Source organism: Rhizobium sp. P2_G9 (assembly GCF_056403475.1).
The window spans coordinates 96,314-118,774 of sequence record NZ_JBFUFK010000002.1; the positions used below are offsets into that span (position 1 = coordinate 96,314).

Genomic DNA, 22,461 nt, shown 5'->3' on the forward strand with positions numbered 1-22,461 from the left:
TCCTTTCTGCTACCTCTTTTTCGCGCGGGACGGATGCATGAGATGGCGGAGCTGGACCATCGCCATCGGTGTGGCAAAACTCGAATAGTCTTCCGACAGCATAAGCTCGTCGGCGCCGCGCTTGACCGAGCGAGCGAGGATTTCGAACACCGCCGCGGTGGTCATCTGCAACGCCCGTTCCTCGTCCTCGCCGCTGAGCAAGCGCGACAGGAAGAGCGCGGCGGTGAGGTCGCCCAGGCCGTTCGGCGGATTGTCGACCATGCGGTGCTCGGCGAGCAGCGCCAGTCGGTCGGTGAGCAGCAGATTGCCGACGCCGCCCGACATCATCGGCACGGCGGAGGTGACCAATACGCGGCGCGGTCCCAGCATCAGCGCTGCTTCCATGATTTTGGTATTGGTTTCGAGTGGGGCGCCGGAGAGCCAGGCGAGCTCATATCGGTTCGGCGTGGCAATGTCGGCCAGCGGCAACAGCTGGTCGCGGATGGCCACCGCGATTGGTTCAGGCACGTAGAGCCCCTGCAAGTCGCCGATGACAGGATCGCAAAGGAAGAGGAAATTTGGGTCTCGTTGCTTGAAGGCGCGCGCCAGCCGTGCAACCGCCGCGACCTGTTCCGGATCGCCGAAATAGCCGGTGATCAAAGCCTTGGGGCTGTCGGCCCATTTGGCAGCAATGATGTCATCGATCGCCGCTGAAAATTGCGCCGGCGGCACTGGAATGCGCGTCGAGCGACCGTGGCCGGGATGCCAGGGCAAGATGACGGTGGGCATCGACCAGACAGGATGGCCCATGGTCTCGAGGCTGAAGGCAACAGCGCGGTTTCCCACCGATCCGCGCACGACATGGCTGGAAATGGCGATGATTTCCGCCGGGCTTGGTCTGTCCATATTTTTGTCCTTACTCCCGGGCCTTTGATTGCCGCAGCGCAGCAAAAAGTCAACCGGATTCGGCTGCGGCGCTTTTGCCAGTCGCATGCGGCTCTCGTCTTGCCTTGTTCACGCCAAAATGCCAAGTTCGCCACGGCAAGTGAAGGGGGCGAGCAAGTGGCTGATATTGCTCAGAGAAGCGACAGGCGTGCCGGGCCGCTGGCCATCTTCGGCTGGATGATGTTCGACTGGGCGGCGCAACCCTTCTTCACTGTGGTGATCACCTTCGTCTTCGGCCCCTATTTTGCCGCCAGGATGGTCGCCGACCCGGTGGCCGGCGCATTTGCCTGGAGCAATATCGGCACGATTTCGGCTGTGTTCATCGCCGTGCTCTCGCCCGTGCTCGGCGCCGTCGCCGACGCCACCGGCAACCGCAAATTCTGGATCGGTTTCTTCGCCATCTTCCAGATCGGCGCGACCACGGCGCTCTGGATCGCGGCGCCCGGCAGTTCGGTGGTGTTGATCGGGTTTCTGATCGTCGTTGCTTCCATCGCCGCCGAATATTCCATCGTCTTCAACGATTCCATGATGCCGCGGCTGGTCGGCAGTGAGCAGATCGGCAAGATCTCAAACATTGCCTGGGGGCTTGGCTATGCGGGCGGGCTGATCGCGCTGTTCTTCGTGCTGCTCTGCCTTGCCGGCAATCCGGCGACGGGCAAGACGATCATCATCGGCATGACGCCGCTTTTCGGTCTCGATCCCGCCACCGGCGAAGATGCACGCATCACCGGGCCGCTTGCAGCGATCTGGTATTTTGTCTTCATCCTGCCGATGTTCCTGTTCACGCCGGATTCCTCCAAGCATGTGCCATTGCTGCCGGCGGTTCGTCAGGGGCTCGGCGAACTTCGCGAGACGTTGCGGCGGCTGTCGCACCGGCCGGGATTGATGAAATTCCTGATCGCCCGAATGATCTATCAGGACGGCGTCAATGGCCTGCTCTTCCTGGGCGGTGCCTTCGCTGCCGGCATGTTCGGCTGGGGCACGACGGAGATCGGACTCTACGGCATCATGCTGGCGACCGTGGCGATCTTCGGCTGCCTGGCCGCCGGCTATCTCGACTCCGCACTCGGATCGAAGCCTGTGGTGGTGGCCAGCCTCGTCGTCCTGAGCATCGCCACATTCGGCAATATCTCCACCGGGCCGGGCTTCACCCTCTTCGGTCTGGTGCCGCTCTCGACCGCCGACAGCGGCGGTCTGTTCGGCACCGCGGCGGAACAGGTCTACATTGTCTATGGCGCATTGATCGGCCTGGTCTTCGGCCCGGCACAGGCCTCGTCGCGTTCCTACCTGGCGCGCAGCGTCGATATCGACGAAGCCGGTCGCTATTTCGGCATCTATGCCTTTTCAGGCCGGGCAACGGGATTCATGGCCACACTGGTCAACAGCGTCTTGATTGCGCTGACCGGATCGGCGCGCGTCGGCATGGCTTCGCTGATCGCGTTTTTTGTCATTGGACTGGCGATCATGGCGTTTACGCCTTATCCGGCGAAAGAGGAAAATAAATAGCCTACGATTGGATTTCCATCGCAGGCTATTTTATTTCGCGCAAGTTCTTGAGCGAACAGTCTTAATGCCGGAAATGCCGCATTCCGGTAAACACCATGGCGACGCCATGCGCATCGGCGGCATCGATCACCTCCTGGTCGCGCATCGAGCCGCCAGGTTGGATGACCGCCGTGGCGCCGGCGCCGATCACCGACAGCAACCCGTCGGCGAAGGGGAAGAAGGCTTCCGAGGCCGCAGCCGAACCGCGCGTCAGCGGCTGTGACCAGTTATTTGCCTTCGCCGCTTCTTTGGCCTTGAGGCCGGCGATGCGAGCGGAATCGACGCGGCTCATTTGGCCGGCGCCGATGCCGGCGGTCTGGCCATCCTTGGCATAGACGACGGCGTTGGATTTCACATGCTTGGCGACCGTATAGGCGAATTTCAGGTCTTCGAGTTCCTGCGCTGTCGGCGCACGCTTGGTGACGACCTTGAGTGTGGCGTCGGCGATCACGGCATTGTCGCGGGCCTGCACCAGGAGGCCGCCGGAGACGGTCTTGGCAGTCAGGCCGGCCGTGCGCGGATCGGGCAGGCTGCCGGTTACGAGAAGCCGCAGATTGGGCCTGGCGGCAATGATCGCCTTGGCTTCGGTGCTGACCTCGGGGGCGATAATCACCTCGGTGAACAGCTTGACGATCTCGGTCGCTGTGTCGGCGTCCAGTAGTGAATTGAGCGCGATGATGCCGCCGAAGGCGGAGGTGGAATCGCAGGCCAGCGCCTTGATATAGGCCTCCTTCAGGCTCGCACCTGTCGCCACGCCGCAGGGATTGGCATGCTTGATGATTGCGCAGGCCGGGCCATTCCCCGGTGCGAATTCGGCCACCAGTTCAAAGGCGGCGTCCGTGTCGTTGATATTGTTGTAGGAAAGCTGCTTGCCCTGGATCAGCGTCGCATTCGACACGCCCGGCCGCGTGTCGCCGGTGACATAGAAGGCAGCCTTCTGGTGCGGGTTTTCGCCATAGCGCATTTCTTCGCGCAGGACGCCGCCAATGGTGCGGTAGCGCGGCGTCTCGACGCCGAGATCCTCCGCCATCCAGTTGGCAATTGCCGTGTCATAGGCTGCGGTGCGGGCATAGGCCTTCTGGGCCATCAGCTGGCGGAAGTGATAGGGCACAGTGCCTTCGGCCTGCAGCAGTGCGATGAATTCGGCATAGTCGGCCGGGTCGGTCAGCACGGTGACATAGGCGTGGTTTTTCGCCGAAGCGCGGATCATGGCCGGGCCGCCGATGTCGATATTCTCGACGCTTTCCGGATAGTCAGCGCCGCGAGCCCGAACTTCTTCGAAAGGATAGAGATTGATCACCGCAAGATCGATGCCGCCGATACCATGTTCGGCCATCGCCGCCTGGTGCTCGGCATCATCGCGGATGGCGAGCAGACCGCCATGCACCTTGGGATGCAGCGTCTTGACCCGGCCATCCATGATCTCGGGAAAGCCGGTGACCTCAGAGACATCGGTCACCGCCACGCCGGCATCCGTAAGCGCCTCATAGGTGCCGCCGGTGGAAAGGATTTTTACGCCTTTGCCGGCAAGTGCTGTGGCCAGTTCAACGATGCCGCTCTTGTCTGAGACGGAGAGCAGCGCCGTCTTGATCTCCACGCGATCGGGTGCCGGAATGCGCTTGGAGTGGACTGCCATGATGATCTCCTGCCTGTGAATGGACGCCGTGGCGTTAGCACAGCGAAAGGCGGGATAAAACCCTCAAATCGGCAGATCAGGAATGCGGAGCGGCCTTCTTCATCAACACCCATTGCACTTCCGGCAGCTGTGCAGGGGCGAAGGCAAGTTCGATTTGCCTGGAAGCACGGATGCCGCTCGGATCGGCGAAGAACACGTCATCCTCGACAGCGAGTTCGACATCGATGGAGGACAGCGTCCAGCACTCGCCGTCCGGTGCCAGGAGCTGCACTTCATGCGCATCCACGGTCTTGATCTCGATCTGCGGATGGATATGGAAACGGATGACGGCCTGGTCCGTGGATGTTTCCGCGGGATCGCCGTTCTCGGCGGTTTTCAGCCGGTCCTTGCCGCGGATCATCGTGCCGGTGGAATTGATCTGGATGGCGCGCTCGTGGATCAGCCCGAAGAGTTCGAGATAGCCGTCATGCGCCGCCGTCACTCCGCCGCCGTCGCCATCGCTATCGTGCCGCTCCAGCAGCACTTCGCTGACGCCCTCGGAGAAGGCGCCGCCCGCCGCCGATCCCTTGCCAACCCGGCTGGACGACGTGTCGTTGAGCGTCAGTGTCGAATGCGCCGCGGTGGCCCGCGCCAGCTGCCGGTAGTGATCGCCCGCAAAGCGGGGAGAACCGGAATTGATGATGTAGCGATGCTTGCCCGACGAAAGCTCGAATGACAGGCAGCCGGCATGGGCCGTTCTCGACAGTTCCGCCGATTGCGCCACGCCGGTATCCATCAGGATCACGGTGTCGCCGATGGTCAGCCGCTGGTAGCCCGCATGTGGCAGCGCCTTGAAGGGCGTACCGGCCGTTTCGTCATAGCGCAGCACCGACATCAGCTCGTTGGCAAGCGTCGTCGTGGCGCCGTTGAACAGTGCCAACTCGCCGCCCTGATGGCGGAAGAAGCGCAGCGCCGGATACATGCGGTCGATCGCCGGGATCAGCCGCGGTGGCAGGTCGATGCCGAGATTGACATAGGTTTGTCGGAGCGGCAGCAGGTCGAGCAGGAGTTCGAGGCCGGCGCGCGGATTACGCGAGACATGGCCGCCATCGGCAAGAATTTGCCGGTCGAGTTCGGCATCGAGCATCTGCGCGGCCCGCCGCACCACACGCGGTGACGACGGAATGGCCATCGAGGCCGCGGCCAGCGCGATCCGCACCCTCAGCCGCGATTCGCCTTCGGGCAGGAAATCCGCCGTCTTTTCGAGATAGCTGACATTGGTCGCCAGGCTGCGCAGGAAGCGGCGATAGAAGGCGATATCGGCGTTGCGCAGCAGCACGGTGGAATGCGACAGCCAGGCAATGACGCGCTGCGCCACCGTATCGGCCTCCCAGGCCGGGCCGCTGGCCCGGCGGCCGGGACCGGCCAGCCATTCCTCGGCCAGCCGCCGGGCGACAATGGCATGGCTGTCTGACTTCGAAGCCCGCACATGCCGCAGCCATGAAAAGCTGTGCAGACGACCGGCGAATTCCCGTGAGGGCAGTTCCATGGCGAAGGGGGACTGCCCTTCCGTGGACAGGAGCCGCCCGGCCAATGGAAAGCGGCCTTCGGCGATCTCCGCGGCGACGAAGGAATCTGCAGCTCTAAGATCGGTCGGGGCAACGACAAGTCTGTCGGGCACGCGCTTGAGCGACGGCAGCATATCGGCGCGCCATACTGCAAAACGCAGCGAGGCCCGACGAAGAACTTCTCCGACAGAATGTGACAGGGTTCCTGGCCGCTTCGGTCCGCTCATATCGAATGTTAGTAATATCTTCGGATGGTAATCAAAATATTAATCGCGACGCGGCGAAAAGTCCGCCTTTGGAGCATCCGCACAGCAATAAAGTTTTTTTGCGGAAATCTTGCGAAATGAGCAGTTTCTTGGACACGCGCGCCGGCATCTCTAATTCTTGGCCAGCACGGCGGCAAAGAAACCATCCATTCCGCCCAACATGGCAGGCGTCGTGCGGATTTCGCCATGTATGTTGATTGCCTGTTCCAAGCCCGGCCAATCCGTCTGCGAAAGCGGTATCCGTGTAATACCGGGATGATTGGCCAGGAATTTCTCGATCAGCTCCTCGCCTTCCAGCGGATCGAGCGAACAATTCGAGAAAACGATTCGTCCCCCGACTTTTGTCAGCGACAGCGCGCTGTCGAGCAGCCGGTACTGCACGTCGGCCAGTTTTTCGATGTCCGCCGGGCCCTTGGTCCAGAGGACATCGGGATGGCGGCGTATGGTGCCAGTCGAGGAGCAGGGGGCATCGAGCAGGACGGCATCGAAGAGTTCTTCCGGCTGGAATTCTTCCAGTCGCGCCTGCATGAGATTGGCTTCGAGCTGCAATCGGGCGAGATTGGTTGCGAGCCGCTTGAGCCGGCTTGCCGACTGTTCGACGGCAGTGACGTCGGCTCCCTGGACGATCAACTGTGCCGTCTTGCCGCCCGGGGCGGCGCAGAGATCGGCGACGCGCTTGCCGGCAATGTCGCCCATCAGCCGGGCAGGGATGGCTGCGGCCGCATCCTGCACCCACCAGGCGCCCTCGGTAAAACCGGGAAGATCGGTCACCGCGCCTTCGAAACTGTCGAGCCGCACCGAACCGGTCGGCAGCAGCGTACCGCCTAGCGTGTTTGCCCAATGTTGAGGGTTCTGCTTGATGGTGAGGTCGAGTGGCGCGAGTTCCAGGAAGGATGCAGCGATTGCGGCGGCTGTGTCAGCTCCATAGGCGGTTTCGAGCCGCTCCCGAAACCAGGCGGGGAAGACGGAAGTCCCGGCTCGCACTTTCTCCAGCGCTTCCGTTTTCTCGCGCGACAGGCGGCGTAGAAGAGCATTGACGAGATTGGCGAAGCGGGTCGAACGCGGATCGTGTCGCGCCTGCTCGACCGCGATATCGACAGCGGAATGATCGGGCACGTCGAGGAAAAGGATTTGTGCAGCAGCGACAGCGAGGATGTGGCGCAGATGTCTTGCGCCGTCGGGCAGCGGCTTTTCGAGGAATCCATCGAAGATGGCGTCGATCCAGGAGAGATGCCGGAGTGCGGAGTTGAGAATCGCCCGCACCAGCGCTCTATCCTGCATGGAGAGCGCCCGAAAGGCGGCGTTGCCATGATCTTCGTCGATCATGCCGTCGAGCGGCGTCTTCTGCTCGACTGCGGCGCTCAGCATCTTGGCCGCCGCCGCGCGGGCGGCATAACCCGGTTTGGTGGGCTCCGACACGCGGTTTTGAGGCTTGCCTGATCTCGGCTTTGGTTTCGGGCGCTGCCCGGATTCGGTCATGGAGAATAAGGCCCTTCCGGCGGCTTGCGGTCACCACGACCCCATTGGATATTGGGTGTCGAAGCGGGTTTCGGCGCCGGTCTATCAGCCGCGGGCGTCTCCGTCGAGCGGCCCCAGGGGCCGGCAGGCGCATTTTCCGTCTCGTGCGGCTGGTTCACCTGCTGCTGGCCACGCATCTCCTTGGCCAATTCCTCAAGTGCTGCGATGCGGTTCTCGGTGCTCGGATGGGTGGAAAACAGGCTGTCCATTCGCTCGCCGGAGAGCGGGTTGATAATGAACATATGCGCGGTGGCTGGATTTGCCTCGGCATATTCATTGGGGATCTGATGGGCATCGGCCTCGATCCTGCGCAGCGCCGAAGCGAGCGACAGCGGCTTGCCGGAAATCTCGGCGCCGCGCCGGTCGGCGGAATATTCGCGCGTACGGCTGATCGCCATCTGCACCAGCATGGCAGCGAAGGGCGCCACGATCATCGCCACCAGCACGCCGACAAAGCCGAACGGATTGTTGCGGTCATCGCGCGAACCACCGAAGAAAAAGGCGAAATTGCCGAGCATCGAGATCGCGCCGGCAATGGTCGCCGTGATCGTCATGGTCAGCGTGTCGCGATTCTCGATATGAGCAAGTTCGTGCGCCATGACGCCGGCGACTTCGTCGGGCGTGAGGCGTCGAAGCAGGCCGGTCGAGGCGGCGACGGCCGCATTTTCCGGGCTGCGGCCGGTGGCAAAGGCATTCGGCTGGTCGGAATTGATCAGATAGACGCGCGGCATCGGCAGGTTGGCGCGCGCCGAGAGATCGCGGATGATGCGGTAGAATTCCGGCGCGTTGTGCTCGTCGATCTCCTGTGCGTCATAGGACGACAGCACCATGTCGCCGGAATTCCACCAGGAAAAGATGTTCATGCCGGCGGCGATGACAAGCGCGATCAACATGCCGCTCTTGCCGCCGATCAGGAAGCCGACGCCCATGAACAACGCCGTCAGGAAGGCGAGCAGCATGGCGGTGCGGACGAAATTCATACCTTTCTCCTCTGTGTCGGAAACAAAGTGTCTCCGGGGCACGGTTTTGCACTCTCGATTTTGTTGTCCTATAGAATGGGATGACGCGGGGGAGAGTTCAATACGCTTCGAGGTGACCGCCATGAGCACGGCCGACAACGACAACGACCAATCCGGTAAGCGCCCGCTGCCGCCGGCGGCTATTCGCGCACTGAAAGAGGCCGAGGAACGCCGCCAGGCTGAGAAACCGTTCGAGATGCCGAAGGAAGTCGGCGGTCGTGGCGGCGCCGACCCTGCCCGGTTCGGGGACTGGGAGGTCAACGGCCGGGCGATCGATTTCTGATCCGGACCGGATCGTCTGGCGGTGCTGCACCTAAAGCTGGGCTTCGATCGCCTGCTTGTCGACGATCGACCAGACTTCAACGATCCTGCCGTCCCGGAATTTGTAGAAGACGTTTTCGGTGAACGACACCTTCTTTCCGTTCACGTCGAGACCGAGGAACCGGCCTTTCGGGCTGCAATCGAACGCGAGCCGGCTGGCTATGAATGGCGGATTGCAGACCAGCAGTTCGATATTGAAAGCCAGGTCTGGAATGTCGTCGAAATCGTTTTCCAGCATTTGCCGGTACCCGGTCAGGCCGAATAGCCGGTCATTGTGACGCGCGTCACCGGCGACGAATTGGCCGAGATTTTGCCAATCCTGGCGGTTCAGGCAGGCAATGTAGCTGCGATAGATTTCGGCGAGTTCGGTTTCGGTCATGGGGGCCACCTTTCCGGTGTCGTTGTCGAGCCTCTTTTCAAGCAGACAGTATCCCAGATTGTCCGACCATAAGCCGCCATTGCAAGTTCCATAGGCCGGGGTTTGGTCGTTTATCGAGTGGCAATACGTGGATTTCCATTTGCGGCCCCGTTTCTTAGGCCGGCGGCTTGCCGGCGCCTGTCGCAGCTCCGCATCAAGGATATAATTCCTATTGACGCGCAAAGTTACAAGGAATAAATTCCTTGTATGATGATCTCGCGATTTTCCATTGCCGTCCTGATCTTGCCGCTGCTGCCCGGCGCGGTCTCGGCCGAGACGCGAGACCAACGTTATTACATCGCTGGTCCCGTCGAAGCGGACCTCGTCTCGGTCATCGATGGCGACACGGTGATGGTCAATGCAAGGCCCTGGCCGCAGCAGACCGTATCGGTCCTGGTCCGCATTCGCGGTATAGATACGCCGGAACTGCGTTCGAAATGCGAGAATTTCCGTCAACTGGCGCTGGCGGCAAAGGACGTGCTGGCGGAAGCGCTGGCAGCTGGAGGCGGCAGGCTGGCACTATCGGATATTTCAGGTGACAAGTATTTTGGCCGGGTGGTTGCCAGGGTCAGTTTCAACCACGGCCATGACGCCGGCCAGACAATGCTGGCTGCGGGGCTCGCAAGGCCATATGACGGTGGCAGGAAGCCAAAGGAAGGGTGCAATTGAACTGGTTGCAGATATAGCTGGACTTTCTCCCTGGATTGCGGTTGCCTCTGAATAGGGGCTTTTCCATGCAATTTCGAGCCGATCCCGCAACAAGCCCGCTTCTTGCCGCCATGATGGTCCTGCCGTCGTTTCATGGTGACACGATTGTCGTCCTCGCCCGCGGGACCTGCAAGCAGGTCAGCTCCTGCGAGGAGGCCGTCGCTCTCTGGTGCGGCGGCTACAGTCGTGCGGATGCCGACAATGATGGCATTCCCTGTGAGAATGTTTACCATTCCGTCGAGCAGGTCGAGGAAATCAAGCGGCGGCAAGGCTGTCCGGACATGCCCCCCAATAGACTGTTTGGGAAGGCACGCGCGGAGTGGCGACTTAGCCCTTCTTATTCTGCCGATTGCTGATCAGCTCCTCGACCACGCCGGGATCGGCGAGCGTCGAAATGTCGCCCAGCGAGCCAAAGTCATCCTCGGCGATCTTGCGCAGGATGCGGCGCATGATCTTGCCGGAGCGTGTCTTGGGCAGGCCCGGTGCGAACTGGATCTTGTCGGGCGAGGCGATCGGGCCGATTTCCTTGCGGACATGGCCGATCAGCGCCTTGCGCAGGTCCTCGGTCGGCTCAACGCCGGCCATCAAGGTAACATAGGAATAAATACCTTGACCCTTGATGTCATGCGGATAGCCGACGACGGCGGCTTCCGACACATCGTGATGCGAGACCAGCGCCGATTCCACTTCCGCCGTGCCGAGGCGATGGCCGGAGACGTTGAGCACGTCGTCGACGCGGCCGGTGATCCAGTAATAACCATCCTCGTCGCGGCGGCAGCCGTCACCAGTGAAATATTTGCCCTTGTAGGTGGAGAAATAGGTCTGGATGAAGCGCTCATGGTCGCCATAGACGGTGCGCATCTGACCCGGCCAGCTGTCGGCAATGCAGAGATTGCCGTCGGCCGCACCCTCGAGGAGCTTGCCTTCATTATCCACCAGTTCCGGCTTGACGCCGAAGAAGGGCAGCGTTGCGGAGCCCGGCTTCAGGTCGGTGGCGCCGGGCAGCGGCGTGATCATATGGCCGCCGGTCTCGGTCTGCCACCAGGTGTCGACGATCGGTGAGCGCGCGCTGCCGACCACATGGTAATACCATTCCCAGGCTTCCGGATTGATCGGCTCGCCCACTGTGCCGAGCAGGCGCAACGAGGCGCGCGAGGAGCGTTTGACGAAATCGTCGCCGGCGCCCATCAGCGACCGGATGGCCGTCGGTGCAGTATAGAAGATATTGACCTTGTGCTTGTCGACCACTTCCCAGAACCGGCCGGCATCCGGGAAGGTCGGGATGCCCTCGAACATCAGCGTCGTGGCGCGATTGGCGAGCGGGCCATAGACGATATAGGAGTGGCCGGTCACCCAGCCGACATCGGCCGTGCACCAGTAAATATCGCCGTCATGATAGTCGAAGACATATTCATGCGTCATCGAGGCCCAGACAAGATAGCCGCCGGTGGTGTGCAGCACGCCCTTCGGCTTTCCGGTCGAGCCTGATGTGTAGAGAATGAACAGCGGGTCTTCCGCTTTCATCTTCACCGGCGGACAATCGGCTTTCACGCTTGCGGTTTCGGTGTGATACCAGAGGTCGCGACCCTCAGCCCAGCCGGTCTTGCCGCCCGTGCGGCGCACGACCAGCACGTTCTTGACATGCACATGGTTGCGCGCGGCGATGTGGATCGCCGCGTCGGTGTTTTCCTTGAGCGGCACCGGTTTGCCGCCGCGCAGGCCTTCGTCGCAGGTGATGACGAAAGTCGACTGGCAATCGATGATCCGTCCGGCGAGCGCTTCCGGGCTGAAGCCGCCGAACACGACAGAATGGATGGCGCCGATGCGCGCGCAGGCGAGCATGGCATAGGCCGTTTCCGGGATCATCGGCATATAGATGGTGACCCGGTCGCCTTTCTTGACGCCGTGCTTTTTCAGCACATTGGCGAGGCGGCAGACATGGTCGTAGAGCTCGTTATAGGTGATCTTCTTGTCGATATAGGGATTGTCGCCTTCCCAGATGATCGCCACCTGCTCGCCATGCTTCTTCAGGTGCCGGTCGATGCAGTTGTAGGAAATATTGGTCTGGCCGTCCTCGAACCACTTGATCGACACCTTGCCCTTGAACGAGGTGTTCTTGACCTTGGTGAAGGGCTTGAACCAGTCGATGCGCTTGCCATGTTTCGCCCAAAAACGGTCCGGATCCTCGACGCTGTCCTGGTACCAGCGCTGGTATTTATCCTTGTCGATCAGTGCTCTATCCTTGGCGGACTTCAGCACGGGATAAGTCTTGGACGACATGCATTCCTCCCAGATCCAAAATGTGAAGCGCCTCCCGGGCGCTTTTRTGGTACATACATAGCAGCAAGTTTTGGCGCAGCAATGAGACTTTGGTCAATCGAATCTCAAAGAATTGCAATTACGCGACACTTGCTATATAAGCCGGCCGATTTCCCGGACATTGTGGATGACACAAACGGCCTGCGACCCCGGCGCAGGTGGCTTAGAAGGACTATATCCATGGCTCAGCAAACGCTTCTCATGCCCAAGGCAACTGCCGTCTGGCTGGTCGACAACACGGCGCTCTCCTTTGACCAGATCGCCCAGTTCACCAAGCTGCACCCGCTTGAGATCAAGGCGATTGCCGATGGCGAAGCTGCGCAGGGCATCAAGGGCCTGGATCCGATTTCCACCGGCCAGCTGTCGCGCGACGAAATTGCCCGCGCCGAAGCCGATCCGATGCGCAAGCTGAAGCTTTCCGATCCGAAGGTCCGGGTGCCGGAATCCAAGCGTAAGGGCCCGCGCTATACGCCGGTTTCCAAGCGCCAGGACCGCCCCAACGCCATTCTCTGGCTGGTGCGCAATCATCCGGAACTCAAGGATGCGCAGATTTCCCGCCTGGTCGGCACGACCAAGACGACGATCCAGCAGATCCGCGAGCGCACCCACTGGAATTCGGCCAACCTGACGCCGATGGATCCGGTGACGCTCGGTCTCTGCTCGCAGATCGACCTCGACATGGAAATCGAAAAGGCCGCCAAGAACCGTCCGTTCCAGACTGCCGAGGAAATGGGCGCGACGCTGGAATCGGCTCGCGAGACTGAGCGCGCCCCGGTCAGCCACGAGGACGATTTCAAGGAAATCGATGCCGATGCCGTGTTCGCGAAGCTGAAGTCGATGAGCGGCAAGCGCGATGAAGATGAGGAGGAGGATCGCTACTGATCCTCACGTCGTTTTAGAAATGGCAGGCGGCTTGATCGGGCCGCCTTTTCTTTTATTTGCAGAAAATATCCATGCAGATTGTGATGCCGCTTTTCAGTAAGCCGATCCCTGTGCCGCATCGAGGCTGTGGCGCTCCCGGCCGGTCAATGGCGGGTTGAAGACGCTGACCAGGATCAGGTCCTTGTCCTTGCCGCCGCGCAGAAAATGCTTGTCATGCTGGTCGAGCACATAGATGTCGCCGGGACGGATCGGGTAGACATTGCCCTCCATGTCTTCCACTTCACCCTCGCCGGCAATGCAGTAGCACGCTTCCAGATGGCGACGATATTCGAGCAGGGATTCGCTGCCGGCCGCGACAATCGTGTGGCAGACGGTGAAACCCATACCGTCGGTTTCGGTGAGCATGCGGTGGCTGGTGCCATTGCCCCAATTGACGAAGAAATCCGTGGTTTCGACATCGGCAAGGCTGCGCTTGAACATAACTTATCTCCCAGTTTTATTGACATATGACGCCGCCTTGGCGACGTCGCATGCCGAAAGCTAAGCCGGAACCGCAGCCAAGACTAYTGATCTGTTTTATTCAATAAGTTAGTTTTCCTCACATATGGATCTGCCACCAGCCAATGCCCTTCGCGCCTTCGAGGCCGCCGCGCGCCTGCTCAGTATTTCGCGGGCTGGTGATGAATTGAATGTGACGCATGCGGCGATTTCGCATCACATCCGCCATATCGAGGATTGGATCGGCCAGCCGCTGCTCCGGAAATCCGGCCGCGCCATCGCGCTCACTGAGACGGGACTGGCCCTGAGCCTGGTGGTGACCGACAGCTTTCGCCAGATCGAGGCACAGTGCCGCGCGATCCGCCGGCCCGGCGCCGGTCATGGTCTGACTATTGCCTGCATTCCGTCGATTGCCGCCCGTTGGCTGATCCCGGCGCTGGCGGATTTTCGCTCGGCCCAGCCGGAATTGGCACTCAGGGTCGTCTATGCCCGGGCGAGCGACCGCCTCGGCGACCTCGACGCGGATGTGCTGATCACGCTGACAGCGGGCGACGAACGCGGAACGTTGAATCACAGGCTTTTCTCGCGCGCCAATCGGCCGGTGGCGAGCCCACATTATCTGGCGCGCCGACCGGCGCCACTCGTCACTGTGATGGACATCGCCTCCGCCGACCTGCTGCATGATGAGAATCCGGCCAACTGGGCCGATTGGTTCCGCACAGCTCATGTACCATTGCCGCCGCTCAACGGCCCGATCTTCCAAGATTTCAACCTGCTGGCCACGGCCGTGGTCGCGGGCCATGGTGTGGCGCTCTGCCCGGTCGATGTCTTTTCGCGTGAAATCGCCGCCGGCGATCTCGTCGTGCTCTCGGACATCGCCACCCTGGAAAGCGAAAGCTACTTCATGGTCACTTCGGCGCGGGCATCGCATGAAACCCGCGCCTTCACCGGCTGGTTTTCGGCTCTGCTCGCCTCAGCGCGCGGGCTGGCATAGGCCGCGCGCCTTGAGCGCCTCGGTGATTTCCGTGAGGATGGCAGGATCGTCGATCGTTGCCGGCATTTTCCACGGTTCGCCATCGGCGATCTTTTGCATCGTGCCACGCAGGATTTTGCCTGAGCGCGTCTTCGGCAGCCTGCCAACGCAAAGCACCATCTTGAAGGCTGCGACGGGACCGATCTCCCGGCGCACCAGCGACACGACCTCCTGTTCGATCGCCGACGTTTCCCGTGAAACATTGGCCTTGAGCACCAGGAAGCCACAGGGGATCTGGCCCTTGAGCGCATCGGCGATACCGATCACGGCACTTTCGGCGACATCGGGATGGGTGGCACAGACCTCTTCCATCTGTCCGGTCGAAAGACGGTGGCCGGCGCAATTGATGATGTCGTCGGTGCGGGACATGATGAACAGATAGCCGTCCTCGTCGCGATAGCCGGCATCCGCGGTCTTGTAATAACCGGGGAATTCATCGAGGCAAGCTTTGTGGAAACGCTCGTCGGCATTCCAGAAACTCGGCAGGCAGCCGGGCGGCAGCGGCAGCTTGATTGCGATATTGCCGAGCGCGCCAGGCGGCACGGCATGGCCGGCATCGTCGAGCACGTCGACCTGGTAGCCCGGCATGGGCAGGCTGGTCGAACCATATTTCACCGGCAGCGTCTCGATGCCAAGCGGATTGGCCGCGACCGGCCAGCCAGTTTCCGTCTGCCACCAGTGATCGACGACGGGTATGCCGAGCTGGTGCTCCGCCCATTTGAGTGTTTCCGGATCGGCCCGTTCTCCGGCAAGGAATAAAGCGCGCAGATGCGGCATGGGATATTTGCCGACCAAATCGCCGTTGGGATCGTCGCGGCGGATGGCTCGAAAGGCAGTGGGTGCAGTGAAGAACGCGTTGACGCCGTGCTCGGCAATGACGCGCCAGAAGGCGCCGGCATCGGGTGTGCCGACCGGCTTGCCCTCATAGAGCACGGTGGTGCAGCCGGCGAGCAGCGGACCGTAGATGATATAGGAATGGCCGACCACCCAGCCGATATCGGAGGCCGACCAATAGACCTCGCCCGGCTTGACGCCATAGATATTCTGCATCGACCAGCGCAGCGCGACCATATAGCCGCCATTGTCACGGATCACGCCCTTCGGCTGGCCCGTCGTGCCGGATGTGTAGAGAATATAGAGCGGATCGGTGGCGTTCACCGGCACGCAATCGATATTGTCCCCGCCTTCAGCGCGGATGCGGGCGATAGAATCGGAAAAATCCACGTCGCGACCGGGCTGCATGTCCGCCGCAAGCTCGGGCCGCTGCAGCAACAGGCAATGCTGCACCTTGTGGCGGGCAAGCGCGATGGCCTGATCCACCAGCGGCTTATAAGCGACGCTGCGGCCCGGTTCGAGCCCGCAACTCGCGGTGACAATCAGCTTCGCCTGGGAATCGTCGATACGGGTTGCCAGTTCCTGGGCGGCAAAGCCGCCGAACACGACGGAATGGATCGCGCCGATGCGGGCGCAGGCGAGCATGGAAAACAGTGCCTCGGGAACCATCGGCATATAGATGATCACCCGATCGCCCTTCTCGACACCCAGCGAGCGCAGCACACCGGCCACCGCCTTGATCTCGGCGAGCGCTTCCGCATAGGTGAAACTCGCCTTCCGGCCGGAGACGGGACTGTCGTAGATGATCGCCTTCTGGCCGCCGCGACCGGCGGCGACATGCCGGTCGATACAGTTGAAGCAAGTATTGGTCATGGCGTCCGGAAACCAGCGGCCGTAAGCGCCGGCTTTGGGATCGAAAATCTGCGTTGGAGGCTCGAACCAGTCGATTGCTCCTGCCGCCGTCCGCCAGAATGCCTCCGGATCACGCCGCCATTCGGCATAGACGTCACTATATGGACCCGCCATGTTTTCCTCCCAGGCCAGTCGTCGTTTGGAAGGATTATGAACAAATTTTCGGGGCTGGCAAAGCGAGACGAAAGCCGACAAGCCGACCGTCACCATGCCGCTTGTCAATTTCGTGACAGAGGTCTAATCATTGCCTTGCTCTAACGGGGTGCCTGGGCCGCTTGCGGTTCCTGGCTGAGAGGTTTCGACCAACCCGAAGAACCTGATCCGGCTCGTACCGGCGGAGGGATTAGACGGCAAAGAAGATTTCAGCGCCCTATTCCCGGTCATTTGAAACCATGGAGGCGCTGATGCGCAAGATTTCATTCCTGTCACTCGCTGCTGCGGCAGCATTGTCGTTTCTCTCGTCGGCGCATGCCGCCGAGAACACGCTGACCATCTATACCTATGAAAGCTTCACCGCCGATTGGGGGCCGGGACCGAAGGTCAAGGCGGCATTCGAAAAGGTCTGCGGCTGCAAGGTCAACTATGTCAGCCTTGCCGATGGCGTCGCCATCCTGACCCGACTCAAGATGGAAGGCGGGGCGACCAAGGCCGATATCGTGCTCGGCCTCGACAACAACCTGACCGAAGAAGCCAAGGCCACCGGCCTGCTTGCGGAGCATGGCATTGATACGTCCAGCCTCGACGTGCCGGGCGGTTTCAAGGACCCTTATTTCGTGCCCTTCGACTACGGCCATTTCGCCATCGTCTACGACACGCAGACGGTGAAGAGCCCGCCGAAAAGCCTGAAGGAACTGGTCGACGGCGATCCGAAGGAGAAGCTCGCCATCGAGGATCCGCGCACCTCGACGCCCGGTCTCGGCATGCTGCTCTGGGTGAAATCCGTCTATGGCGACAAGGCGCCGGAGGCCTGGGCGAAGCTCAAGAAGCGTATTCTCACCGTTACCCCCGGCTGGTCGGAGGCCTATGGCCTGTTCACCAAGGGTGAGGCGCAGATGGTGCTCTCCTACACCACCTCGCCCGCCTATCACATGATTGCCGAAAAGGTGAATCGCTACCAGGCCGCCGATTTTGCCGAAGGCCATCCGATCCAGGTCGAAGTGGCGGCGATCACCAAGAGCGGCAATGCCGATCTGTCGCGGCAATTCCTGAAATTCATGATCAGCCCGGCTTTCCAGGACATCATCCCGGAAAACAACTGGATGATGCCAGTCGGCAAGACCTCGGCTCCGCTCGATCCGGTGTTTGGCAAGATCGTGCATCCGAAGATCACGCTCAACATCCCCGCAGCCGAGGTCGCCAGGAACCGCAAGGCCTGGATCGACGAGTGGCTGGCGGCAATGAGCATGAATTGATCGCTTAGCCGGACTGGGCAATGGATCGAGACCGGAAGATCTGGATTGCGCTGGGCTCTCTGAGCCTCGGCGCCATCCTTTTGTTCGTTGCGGCGGCCATTGGCATGTTGTTGGTGGCTGGTGGCGCCGATGCGTCCTGGCCGCCTTTTTCCTATATGGGGCATGTCACGTTGTTCACGCTCGAACAGGCGCTGGCATCGACGGTGCTGTCGATAGGGCTGGCGCTGCCGGCGGCGCTGGCGATCGCGCGGCGAGCGGATTTTCCCGGTCGGCCGCTCGTGCTTGGCCTGATGCTCCTGCCACTCGGCCTGCCGGTGCTGCCGGCCGTATTCGGCATCGTATCCATCTGGGGCCGGCAGGGCGTCGTCAACGATCTTTTCCGCATGACCGGCGTCGAGGATGCGGTGTCCATTTATGGGCTCGCCGGCATTCTCGTCGGCCATGTGTTCTTCAACCTGCCGCTGGCCGCGCGGCTGATGGTCAAGGCGCTGGAAAGCGTGCCGCGCGACGAATGGCGGCTGGCGGCCGGGCTTGATTTTTCTCGGATTTCGCTGTTCCGCTTCGTCGAATGGCCGGCGCTGCTGCGGGTCATTCCCGGCATTGCCGGACTGATCTTCATGCTCTGCGTCACCAGTTTCACCATCGTGCTGACGCTTGGCGGCGGTCCGCAGACCTCGACTTTGGAAGTGGCGATCTACCAGGCGCTGAAATTCGACTATGATCCGCCGCGGGCGCTGGCATTGAGCGCCGTGCAGCTGGTGCTGACGCTGCTCATCTTTTTGCTTTTGCGATTGTTTCCCGATCCGGAACAGGATCGTAGCGCAGTAAAGGGCAGGGCTTTCCGCACCGATGGCAGGACGGGTCTGTCGAAATTTTCTGATAGCCTGATTCTGGCGCTGTTTCTCATCTTCGTCGGTGCGCCGCTCGCGGCTCTGGTGGTCAGTGGTCTGCGCTCCAATCTTTTCCATCTTATCACCGATCCATTGTTCCAGCAGGCGCTGGTCACCAGTCTCGCGATCGCGGCCTGTGCCGGCCTGATATCGGTGCTGATCACCTTCGTCATGGCGCGGGCGCGGCTGGCGCTCCGGGTGTCGGGCGTCGCCGGCCTGTTTCGGCTGCCCGAATTCATGCTGCTCGTCCCGCCGCTGGCGCTCGGCTCCGGCTGGTTCATTCTTCTGCTGCGCAGCGGCATCGACGCGAATATCGCGCCGGTGCTCGTCGTGGCGATCAACATACTGATGGCCCTGCCCTTTACCGCCCGCGTGCTGGCGCCGGAGCTGAAGACACACCTCATTCGCACCAGCCAGCTCGCCGACAGCCTCGACCTCGAGGGCTGGAGCCGGCTCCGGCTGATTGACTGGCCAGTGCTTCGCCGGCCATTGTTGACGGCGCTCGGTTTCGGCATGGCGCTGTCGCTGGGCGATCTGGGTGCGGTCGCGCTGTTCGGCAGCGAGAACTTCATCACCCTGCCGGCGTTGCTTTACGCCAAGCTCGGCAGTTACCGCTCCACCGATGCTGCAGGACTGGCGCTGATCCTGGGCGCTATCTGTCTCGCGCTGATGCTGCCCGCCGTCCGCTCCGACCGCGCGCCCGGAGAATTGCCATGAGCCCCGCCCTCCGTCTGGACGCTGTCGAGACCCATTTCGGCCAGAGCCGGTTCTGTTACGATTTCGCCCTTGAAGGACCGGGAATCGCGGCGATCAGTGGCCCGTCTGGAGCCGGAAAGTCGACACTTTTCCACTTGCTGGCCGGCTTCGAGATCCCGAAGGCAGGTCGCGTCATTCTCGATGGGGCGGATGTCACGGCCTTTCCACCAGGAAAACGGCCGCTGACCTACATATTCCAGGACCACAATCTCTTTGCCCATCTCGATGTCTTCACCAATGTGGCGCTTGGTCTGTCGCCTTCCTTGAAGCTCGGCACCAATGACAAGGCGCGGATTTCGAACGCGCTTGCCGATGTCGGCCTGGCCGGCTTCGAAAAGCGCATGCCGCAGCAATTGTCGGGGGGCGAGCGGCAGCGTGTCGCCTTTGCCCGCGCTCTGGTGCGCAAACGACCCTTCCTGCTGCTCGACGAGGCCTTTGCCAGTCTCGACGAAACATTGCGGATCGGCATGGGCGAGCTGCTCGTCCGGTTGCAGCGGGACAATCAAATGATGGTGCTGATGATTTCGCATGACGCCCAGGAAATTTCCCGGCTCGCCGACCGCGTCGTGGAAATTCGCAATGGCCGCAATGTGTTCGCCGGCGATGTTGCAGTCTGGCAGCAATCCGCAGAATTCGCGGTTTAACGCCCTGCAAGCCTCAAATTCGACCGATTCCTTTAAGACTTTGTCATCCGCTTCCTCCCACTTTGTGCTATGCATCCGGGCTGGAAATCGGATAAAGGTCGGCCCGTGCCCGCCCGGCATGCCATGGGCAAATGAAGGACAGTGCTCTGACCGTCGAGAGCGTGAAAACAACCGGAAGCTCGATCGCAGCGGCCGTCCCACGGCAGCGGCGAAGCCGTGCGCGCGCCTTCTCGCGCGTCCTGCCGGTCCTCGCCACCACTCTGGCACTCACCGGATGCCAGTCGCTTCTCGAACAGAGCTATCAGCCGGATGTACAGCCATCGCAGACGCCGCAAATCGTCGACGAGGTGCAGAAGAACGACCCGCGGGCAGAAATGGGCGCCCGCGAACGCCCGCGCATTCTCGCCACCTATGGCGGTGAGTATCAGGATGTGAAGACCGAGCAGCTTGTCGCCCGCATTACCGGTGCGCTGACGGCGGTCTCGGAAAACCCGAAGCAGACTTATCGCATCACCATCCTCAATTCGCCGGCAATCAACGCTTTCGCATTGCCCGGCGGATACATCTATGTGACCCGCGGCCTGCTGGCATTGGCCGACGATGCTTCCGAAGTTGCAGCCGTGCTCAGCCATGAAATGGGTCACGTCACCGCCAATCACGGTATCCTTCGCCAGCAGAAGGAAGAGGCCGAAATGATCGCCAGCCGGGTGGTCACCGAGGTGCTTTCCTCCGAGCTCGCCGGCAAACAGGCTTTGGCCCGCTCCAAGCTGAGGCTCGCGGCATTCTCCCGCGCCCAGGAGTTGCAGGCTGACCAGATCGGCGTGCGGATGCTGGGCGAAGCGGGCTACGATCCCTATGCCGCGGCCCGCTTTCTCGATACGATGGGCGCCTTCCAGAATTATAACGCCGGCGATCAGAACAGCGATCAGGGGCTCGACTTTCTCTCCACCCATCCGAGCACGCCGCAGCGCGTCGAACTGGCACGCATGCATGCGCGCCAGTTCGGCATGGATGGCAAGGTGGGCGACAAGGGTCGCGACTATTTCCTCGCCGGCATAGATGGTCTGCTCTATGGCGACAGCCCGACAGAAGGCTACGTTCGTGGCGAGACCTTCCTGCACCCCAATCTCGGCATCCGCTTCGACGTGCCGCCGAATTTCCGCATCGACAACAAGGCGGAAGCGGTTATGGCGACCGGTCCGAACCAGGTGGCGATCCGCTTCGATCTCGTCGACGACACGTCCGGGGGTAGCCTGACGGACTACATTTCCAGCGGCTGGGTGACGGGTCTGATGCCGGAGACGATCCGGCCGGCCTTCGTCAACGGCATGCCGGCTGCCACGGCGCGCGCTTCGGCCGAGCGCTGGGATTTCGACGTCACCGTGGTTCGCAACGGGCCGAAAATCTATCGGTTCCTGACCGCGGTGCCGAAGGGTGACGCCAACGACCTGCAGCTGACGGCAGCAAAGCTGCGTGCCAGCTTCCGCCGACTCACCCCGGCCGAAATCACCAATCTCAAGCCGCTACGCATCCGTGTCGTCGTCGTCGGTGCATCGGATACGGTCGCGACGCTTGCCAATCGCATGCTCGGCACCGAGCGCAAGCCGGAACTCTTTCGCCTTTTGAACGGCATGTCGGTCGACGCGACGGTGAAGCCTGGCGACAAGGTAAAGATCGTCGCCGAATAACGCGCCAAGCGCGTCGCGATCTTTCAGATCGCTTTGGCGCTTGGCTCTTTTTGTGCATATCTTTATCCCGAAACCGGTGACCACTGTCGGGAGACATGGTCTATTCCTCCACGCCGACCGATCGGAAGAAATGAGTGATGATCGCTACGAGCAGTTTTTCGCGGTTTTCCATATCTTCATTGCCGGGCTCGTTGACTGCACCGTGCAGGGCGTTGAACAGGAACACTGCCGTGAGGTGGGGATCGTCGACTGCCCAGGCAGCGGTTTTCGCACCGGCCTCCAGAAGTTCTTCCAGACTGTCGATCAGGACGTTGCGCGTCAGCCCCTCACGATTCGGTGGCGGGGCGATAACGAAAACCAGGTGATGCAGCGGTCCCGACTCAAGATACTGGATCGCGCAGCTTCTTGCCCAGCCGGCGAGCCGGCCTTCGAAATCCGCCGGCTTGCATGCCTCGACCGCTGCGGTGACGGCATTGGCCATGTTCTGCACGAAGCGCTGCCGCAAGGCGTCCAGGATTTCCGTCTTCGAGGGGAATTGCAGGTAGAACGTTCCCTTGGCGACATCGGCAGCGGTGGTGATGTCCTCGACGGTCGTCTGTTCGAAGCCCTGTGCCAGGAAGAGTTTTTCGGCGGCGTTCATGAGATCGTCGCGGCGCTCGGTGGCGGGTTTGGTTCTTGGTTTGGACGACAT

Annotated in this window: 20 protein-coding genes and 1 riboswitch; of the genes, 10 read left to right on the forward strand and 10 right to left on the reverse strand. The window is 61.4% G+C overall.

The genetic code is table 11. The features are described 5' to 3' along the window. Positions 1–9: 9 nt before the first annotated feature. Positions 10–885, reverse strand: coding sequence for a pyridoxal kinase PdxY (gene pdxY / locus AC1DYF_RS02105; protein ID WP_477874753.1), 876 nt, complete (start codon positions 883–885; stop codon positions 10–12). Positions 886–1,101: 216 nt separating this feature from the next. On the opposite strand from pdxY, the gene AC1DYF_RS02110 reads away from it, so the two are divergent. Then, positions 1,102–2,430, forward strand: a complete 1,329-nt coding sequence (locus AC1DYF_RS02110; RefSeq protein ID WP_477875123.1) for an MFS transporter — start codon at positions 1,102–1,104, stop codon at positions 2,428–2,430. Between the two features lie 61 nt (positions 2,431–2,491). Here the strand turns inward: AC1DYF_RS02110 and purH are convergent, their stop codons facing one another. From purH to htpX, 4 genes are all read right to left on the reverse strand, one after another. Further along, positions 2,492–4,105: a bifunctional phosphoribosylaminoimidazolecarboxamide formyltransferase/IMP cyclohydrolase gene (gene purH / locus AC1DYF_RS02115; protein ID WP_477874755.1), complete on the reverse strand. Its 1,614-nt coding sequence runs from the start codon at positions 4,103–4,105 to the stop codon at positions 2,492–2,494. A gap of 76 nt (positions 4,106–4,181) precedes the next feature. Then, positions 4,182–5,786 (reverse strand): heparinase II/III family protein, encoded by a 1,605-nt coding sequence (locus AC1DYF_RS02120; RefSeq protein WP_477874757.1) that lies wholly within the window; start codon positions 5,784–5,786, stop codon positions 4,182–4,184. A gap of 243 nt (positions 5,787–6,029) precedes the next feature. After that, on the reverse strand, positions 6,030–7,397 hold the full coding sequence (locus AC1DYF_RS02125) for an RsmB/NOP family class I SAM-dependent RNA methyltransferase (RefSeq protein ID WP_477874759.1): 1,368 nt from the start codon (positions 7,395–7,397) through the stop codon (positions 6,030–6,032). Next, complete coding sequence (htpX, locus tag AC1DYF_RS02130; RefSeq protein WP_477874761.1) at positions 7,394–8,416, reverse strand: zinc metalloprotease HtpX; 1,023 nt, start codon at positions 8,414–8,416, stop codon at positions 7,394–7,396. Before htpX ends, AC1DYF_RS02125 begins: the two co-directional genes overlap by 4 nt. Before the next feature lie 121 nt (positions 8,417–8,537). Here htpX and AC1DYF_RS02135 point away from each other — a divergent pair, with 121 nt between their 5' ends. Further along, positions 8,538–8,738 carry a DUF1674 domain-containing protein gene (locus AC1DYF_RS02135; RefSeq protein ID WP_477874763.1) on the forward strand — a complete coding sequence of 67 codons (201 nt, stop codon included), beginning with the start codon at positions 8,538–8,540 and terminating at the stop codon, positions 8,736–8,738. 30 nt (positions 8,739–8,768) lie between these two features. Here AC1DYF_RS02135 and AC1DYF_RS02140 read toward each other — a convergent pair whose 3' ends face one another. Beyond that, the gene (locus tag AC1DYF_RS02140; protein ID WP_477874765.1) at positions 8,769–9,155 is read right to left on the reverse strand and encodes an ester cyclase; all 387 of its coding nucleotides are present in this window, start codon (positions 9,153–9,155) and stop codon (positions 8,769–8,771) included. Between the two features lie 246 nt (positions 9,156–9,401). On the opposite strand from AC1DYF_RS02140, the gene AC1DYF_RS02145 reads away from it, so the two are divergent. Both AC1DYF_RS02145 and AC1DYF_RS02150 read left to right on the forward strand, forming a co-directional pair. Continuing rightward, complete coding sequence (locus AC1DYF_RS02145; protein ID WP_477874767.1) at positions 9,402–9,863, forward strand: thermonuclease family protein; 462 nt, start codon at positions 9,402–9,404, stop codon at positions 9,861–9,863. A gap of 113 nt (positions 9,864–9,976) precedes the next feature. Then, entirely contained in the window at positions 9,977–10,258 is a 282-nt protein-coding gene (locus AC1DYF_RS02150) for an excalibur calcium-binding domain-containing protein (RefSeq protein WP_477875125.1), read from the forward strand. Here AC1DYF_RS02150 and acs read toward each other — a convergent pair. Then, positions 10,230–12,182, reverse strand: a complete 1,953-nt coding sequence (acs, locus tag AC1DYF_RS02155; RefSeq protein ID WP_477874769.1) for an acetate--CoA ligase — start codon at positions 12,180–12,182, stop codon at positions 10,230–10,232. The two genes, AC1DYF_RS02150 and acs, sit on opposite strands and share 29 nt — an antisense overlap. Before the next feature lie 219 nt (positions 12,183–12,401). Between acs and AC1DYF_RS02160 the strand changes: the two genes are divergently transcribed. Next, positions 12,402–13,103 (forward strand): DUF1013 domain-containing protein, encoded by a 702-nt coding sequence (locus AC1DYF_RS02160; RefSeq protein WP_477874771.1) that lies wholly within the window; start codon positions 12,402–12,404, stop codon positions 13,101–13,103. 93 nt (positions 13,104–13,196) lie between these two features. Here the strand turns inward: AC1DYF_RS02160 and AC1DYF_RS02165 are convergent, their stop codons facing one another. Continuing rightward, positions 13,197–13,583, reverse strand: coding sequence for an ectoine synthase (locus tag AC1DYF_RS02165; protein WP_477874773.1), 387 nt, complete (start codon positions 13,581–13,583; stop codon positions 13,197–13,199). Between the two features lie 124 nt (positions 13,584–13,707). Between AC1DYF_RS02165 and AC1DYF_RS02170 the strand changes: the two genes are divergently transcribed. Further along, positions 13,708–14,595 (forward strand): LysR substrate-binding domain-containing protein, encoded by an 888-nt coding sequence (locus AC1DYF_RS02170; protein WP_477874775.1) that lies wholly within the window; start codon positions 13,708–13,710, stop codon positions 14,593–14,595. Here AC1DYF_RS02170 and AC1DYF_RS02175 read toward each other — a convergent pair. After that, a complete protein-coding gene (locus tag AC1DYF_RS02175) occupies positions 14,575–16,494 on the reverse strand; it encodes a propionyl-CoA synthetase (protein ID WP_477874777.1) in 1,920 nt (639 codons plus the stop codon). The genes AC1DYF_RS02170 and AC1DYF_RS02175 overlap by 21 nt on opposite strands. Positions 16,495–16,628: 134 nt before the next feature. Further along, a riboswitch (TPP riboswitch) is annotated at positions 16,629–16,740 on the forward strand. Between the two features lie 44 nt (positions 16,741–16,784). On the opposite strand from AC1DYF_RS02175, the gene thiB reads away from it, so the two are divergent. The 4 genes from thiB to AC1DYF_RS02195 all read left to right on the forward strand — a co-directional run bounded on the left by thiB (position 16,785) and on the right by AC1DYF_RS02195 (position 21,770). Further along, the gene (gene thiB, locus AC1DYF_RS02180) at positions 16,785–17,792 is read left to right on the forward strand and encodes a thiamine ABC transporter substrate binding subunit (protein WP_477874779.1); all 1,008 of its coding nucleotides are present in this window, start codon (positions 16,785–16,787) and stop codon (positions 17,790–17,792) included. A gap of 20 nt (positions 17,793–17,812) precedes the next feature. Continuing rightward, positions 17,813–19,399, forward strand: a complete 1,587-nt coding sequence (thiP, locus tag AC1DYF_RS02185; protein ID WP_477874781.1) for a thiamine/thiamine pyrophosphate ABC transporter permease — start codon at positions 17,813–17,815, stop codon at positions 19,397–19,399. Next, positions 19,396–20,082, forward strand: coding sequence for a thiamine ABC transporter ATP-binding protein (locus AC1DYF_RS02190; RefSeq protein WP_477874783.1), 687 nt, complete (start codon positions 19,396–19,398; stop codon positions 20,080–20,082). Before thiP ends, AC1DYF_RS02190 begins: the two co-directional genes overlap by 4 nt. A gap of 131 nt (positions 20,083–20,213) precedes the next feature. Then, the gene (locus tag AC1DYF_RS02195) at positions 20,214–21,770 is read left to right on the forward strand and encodes a M48 family metalloprotease (RefSeq protein ID WP_477874785.1); all 1,557 of its coding nucleotides are present in this window, start codon (positions 20,214–20,216) and stop codon (positions 21,768–21,770) included. Between the two features lie 100 nt (positions 21,771–21,870). On the opposite strand, the gene AC1DYF_RS02200 is transcribed toward AC1DYF_RS02195, so the two are convergent. Then, positions 21,871–22,461 (reverse strand): TetR/AcrR family transcriptional regulator, encoded by a 591-nt coding sequence (locus AC1DYF_RS02200; RefSeq protein WP_477874787.1) that lies wholly within the window; start codon positions 22,459–22,461, stop codon positions 21,871–21,873.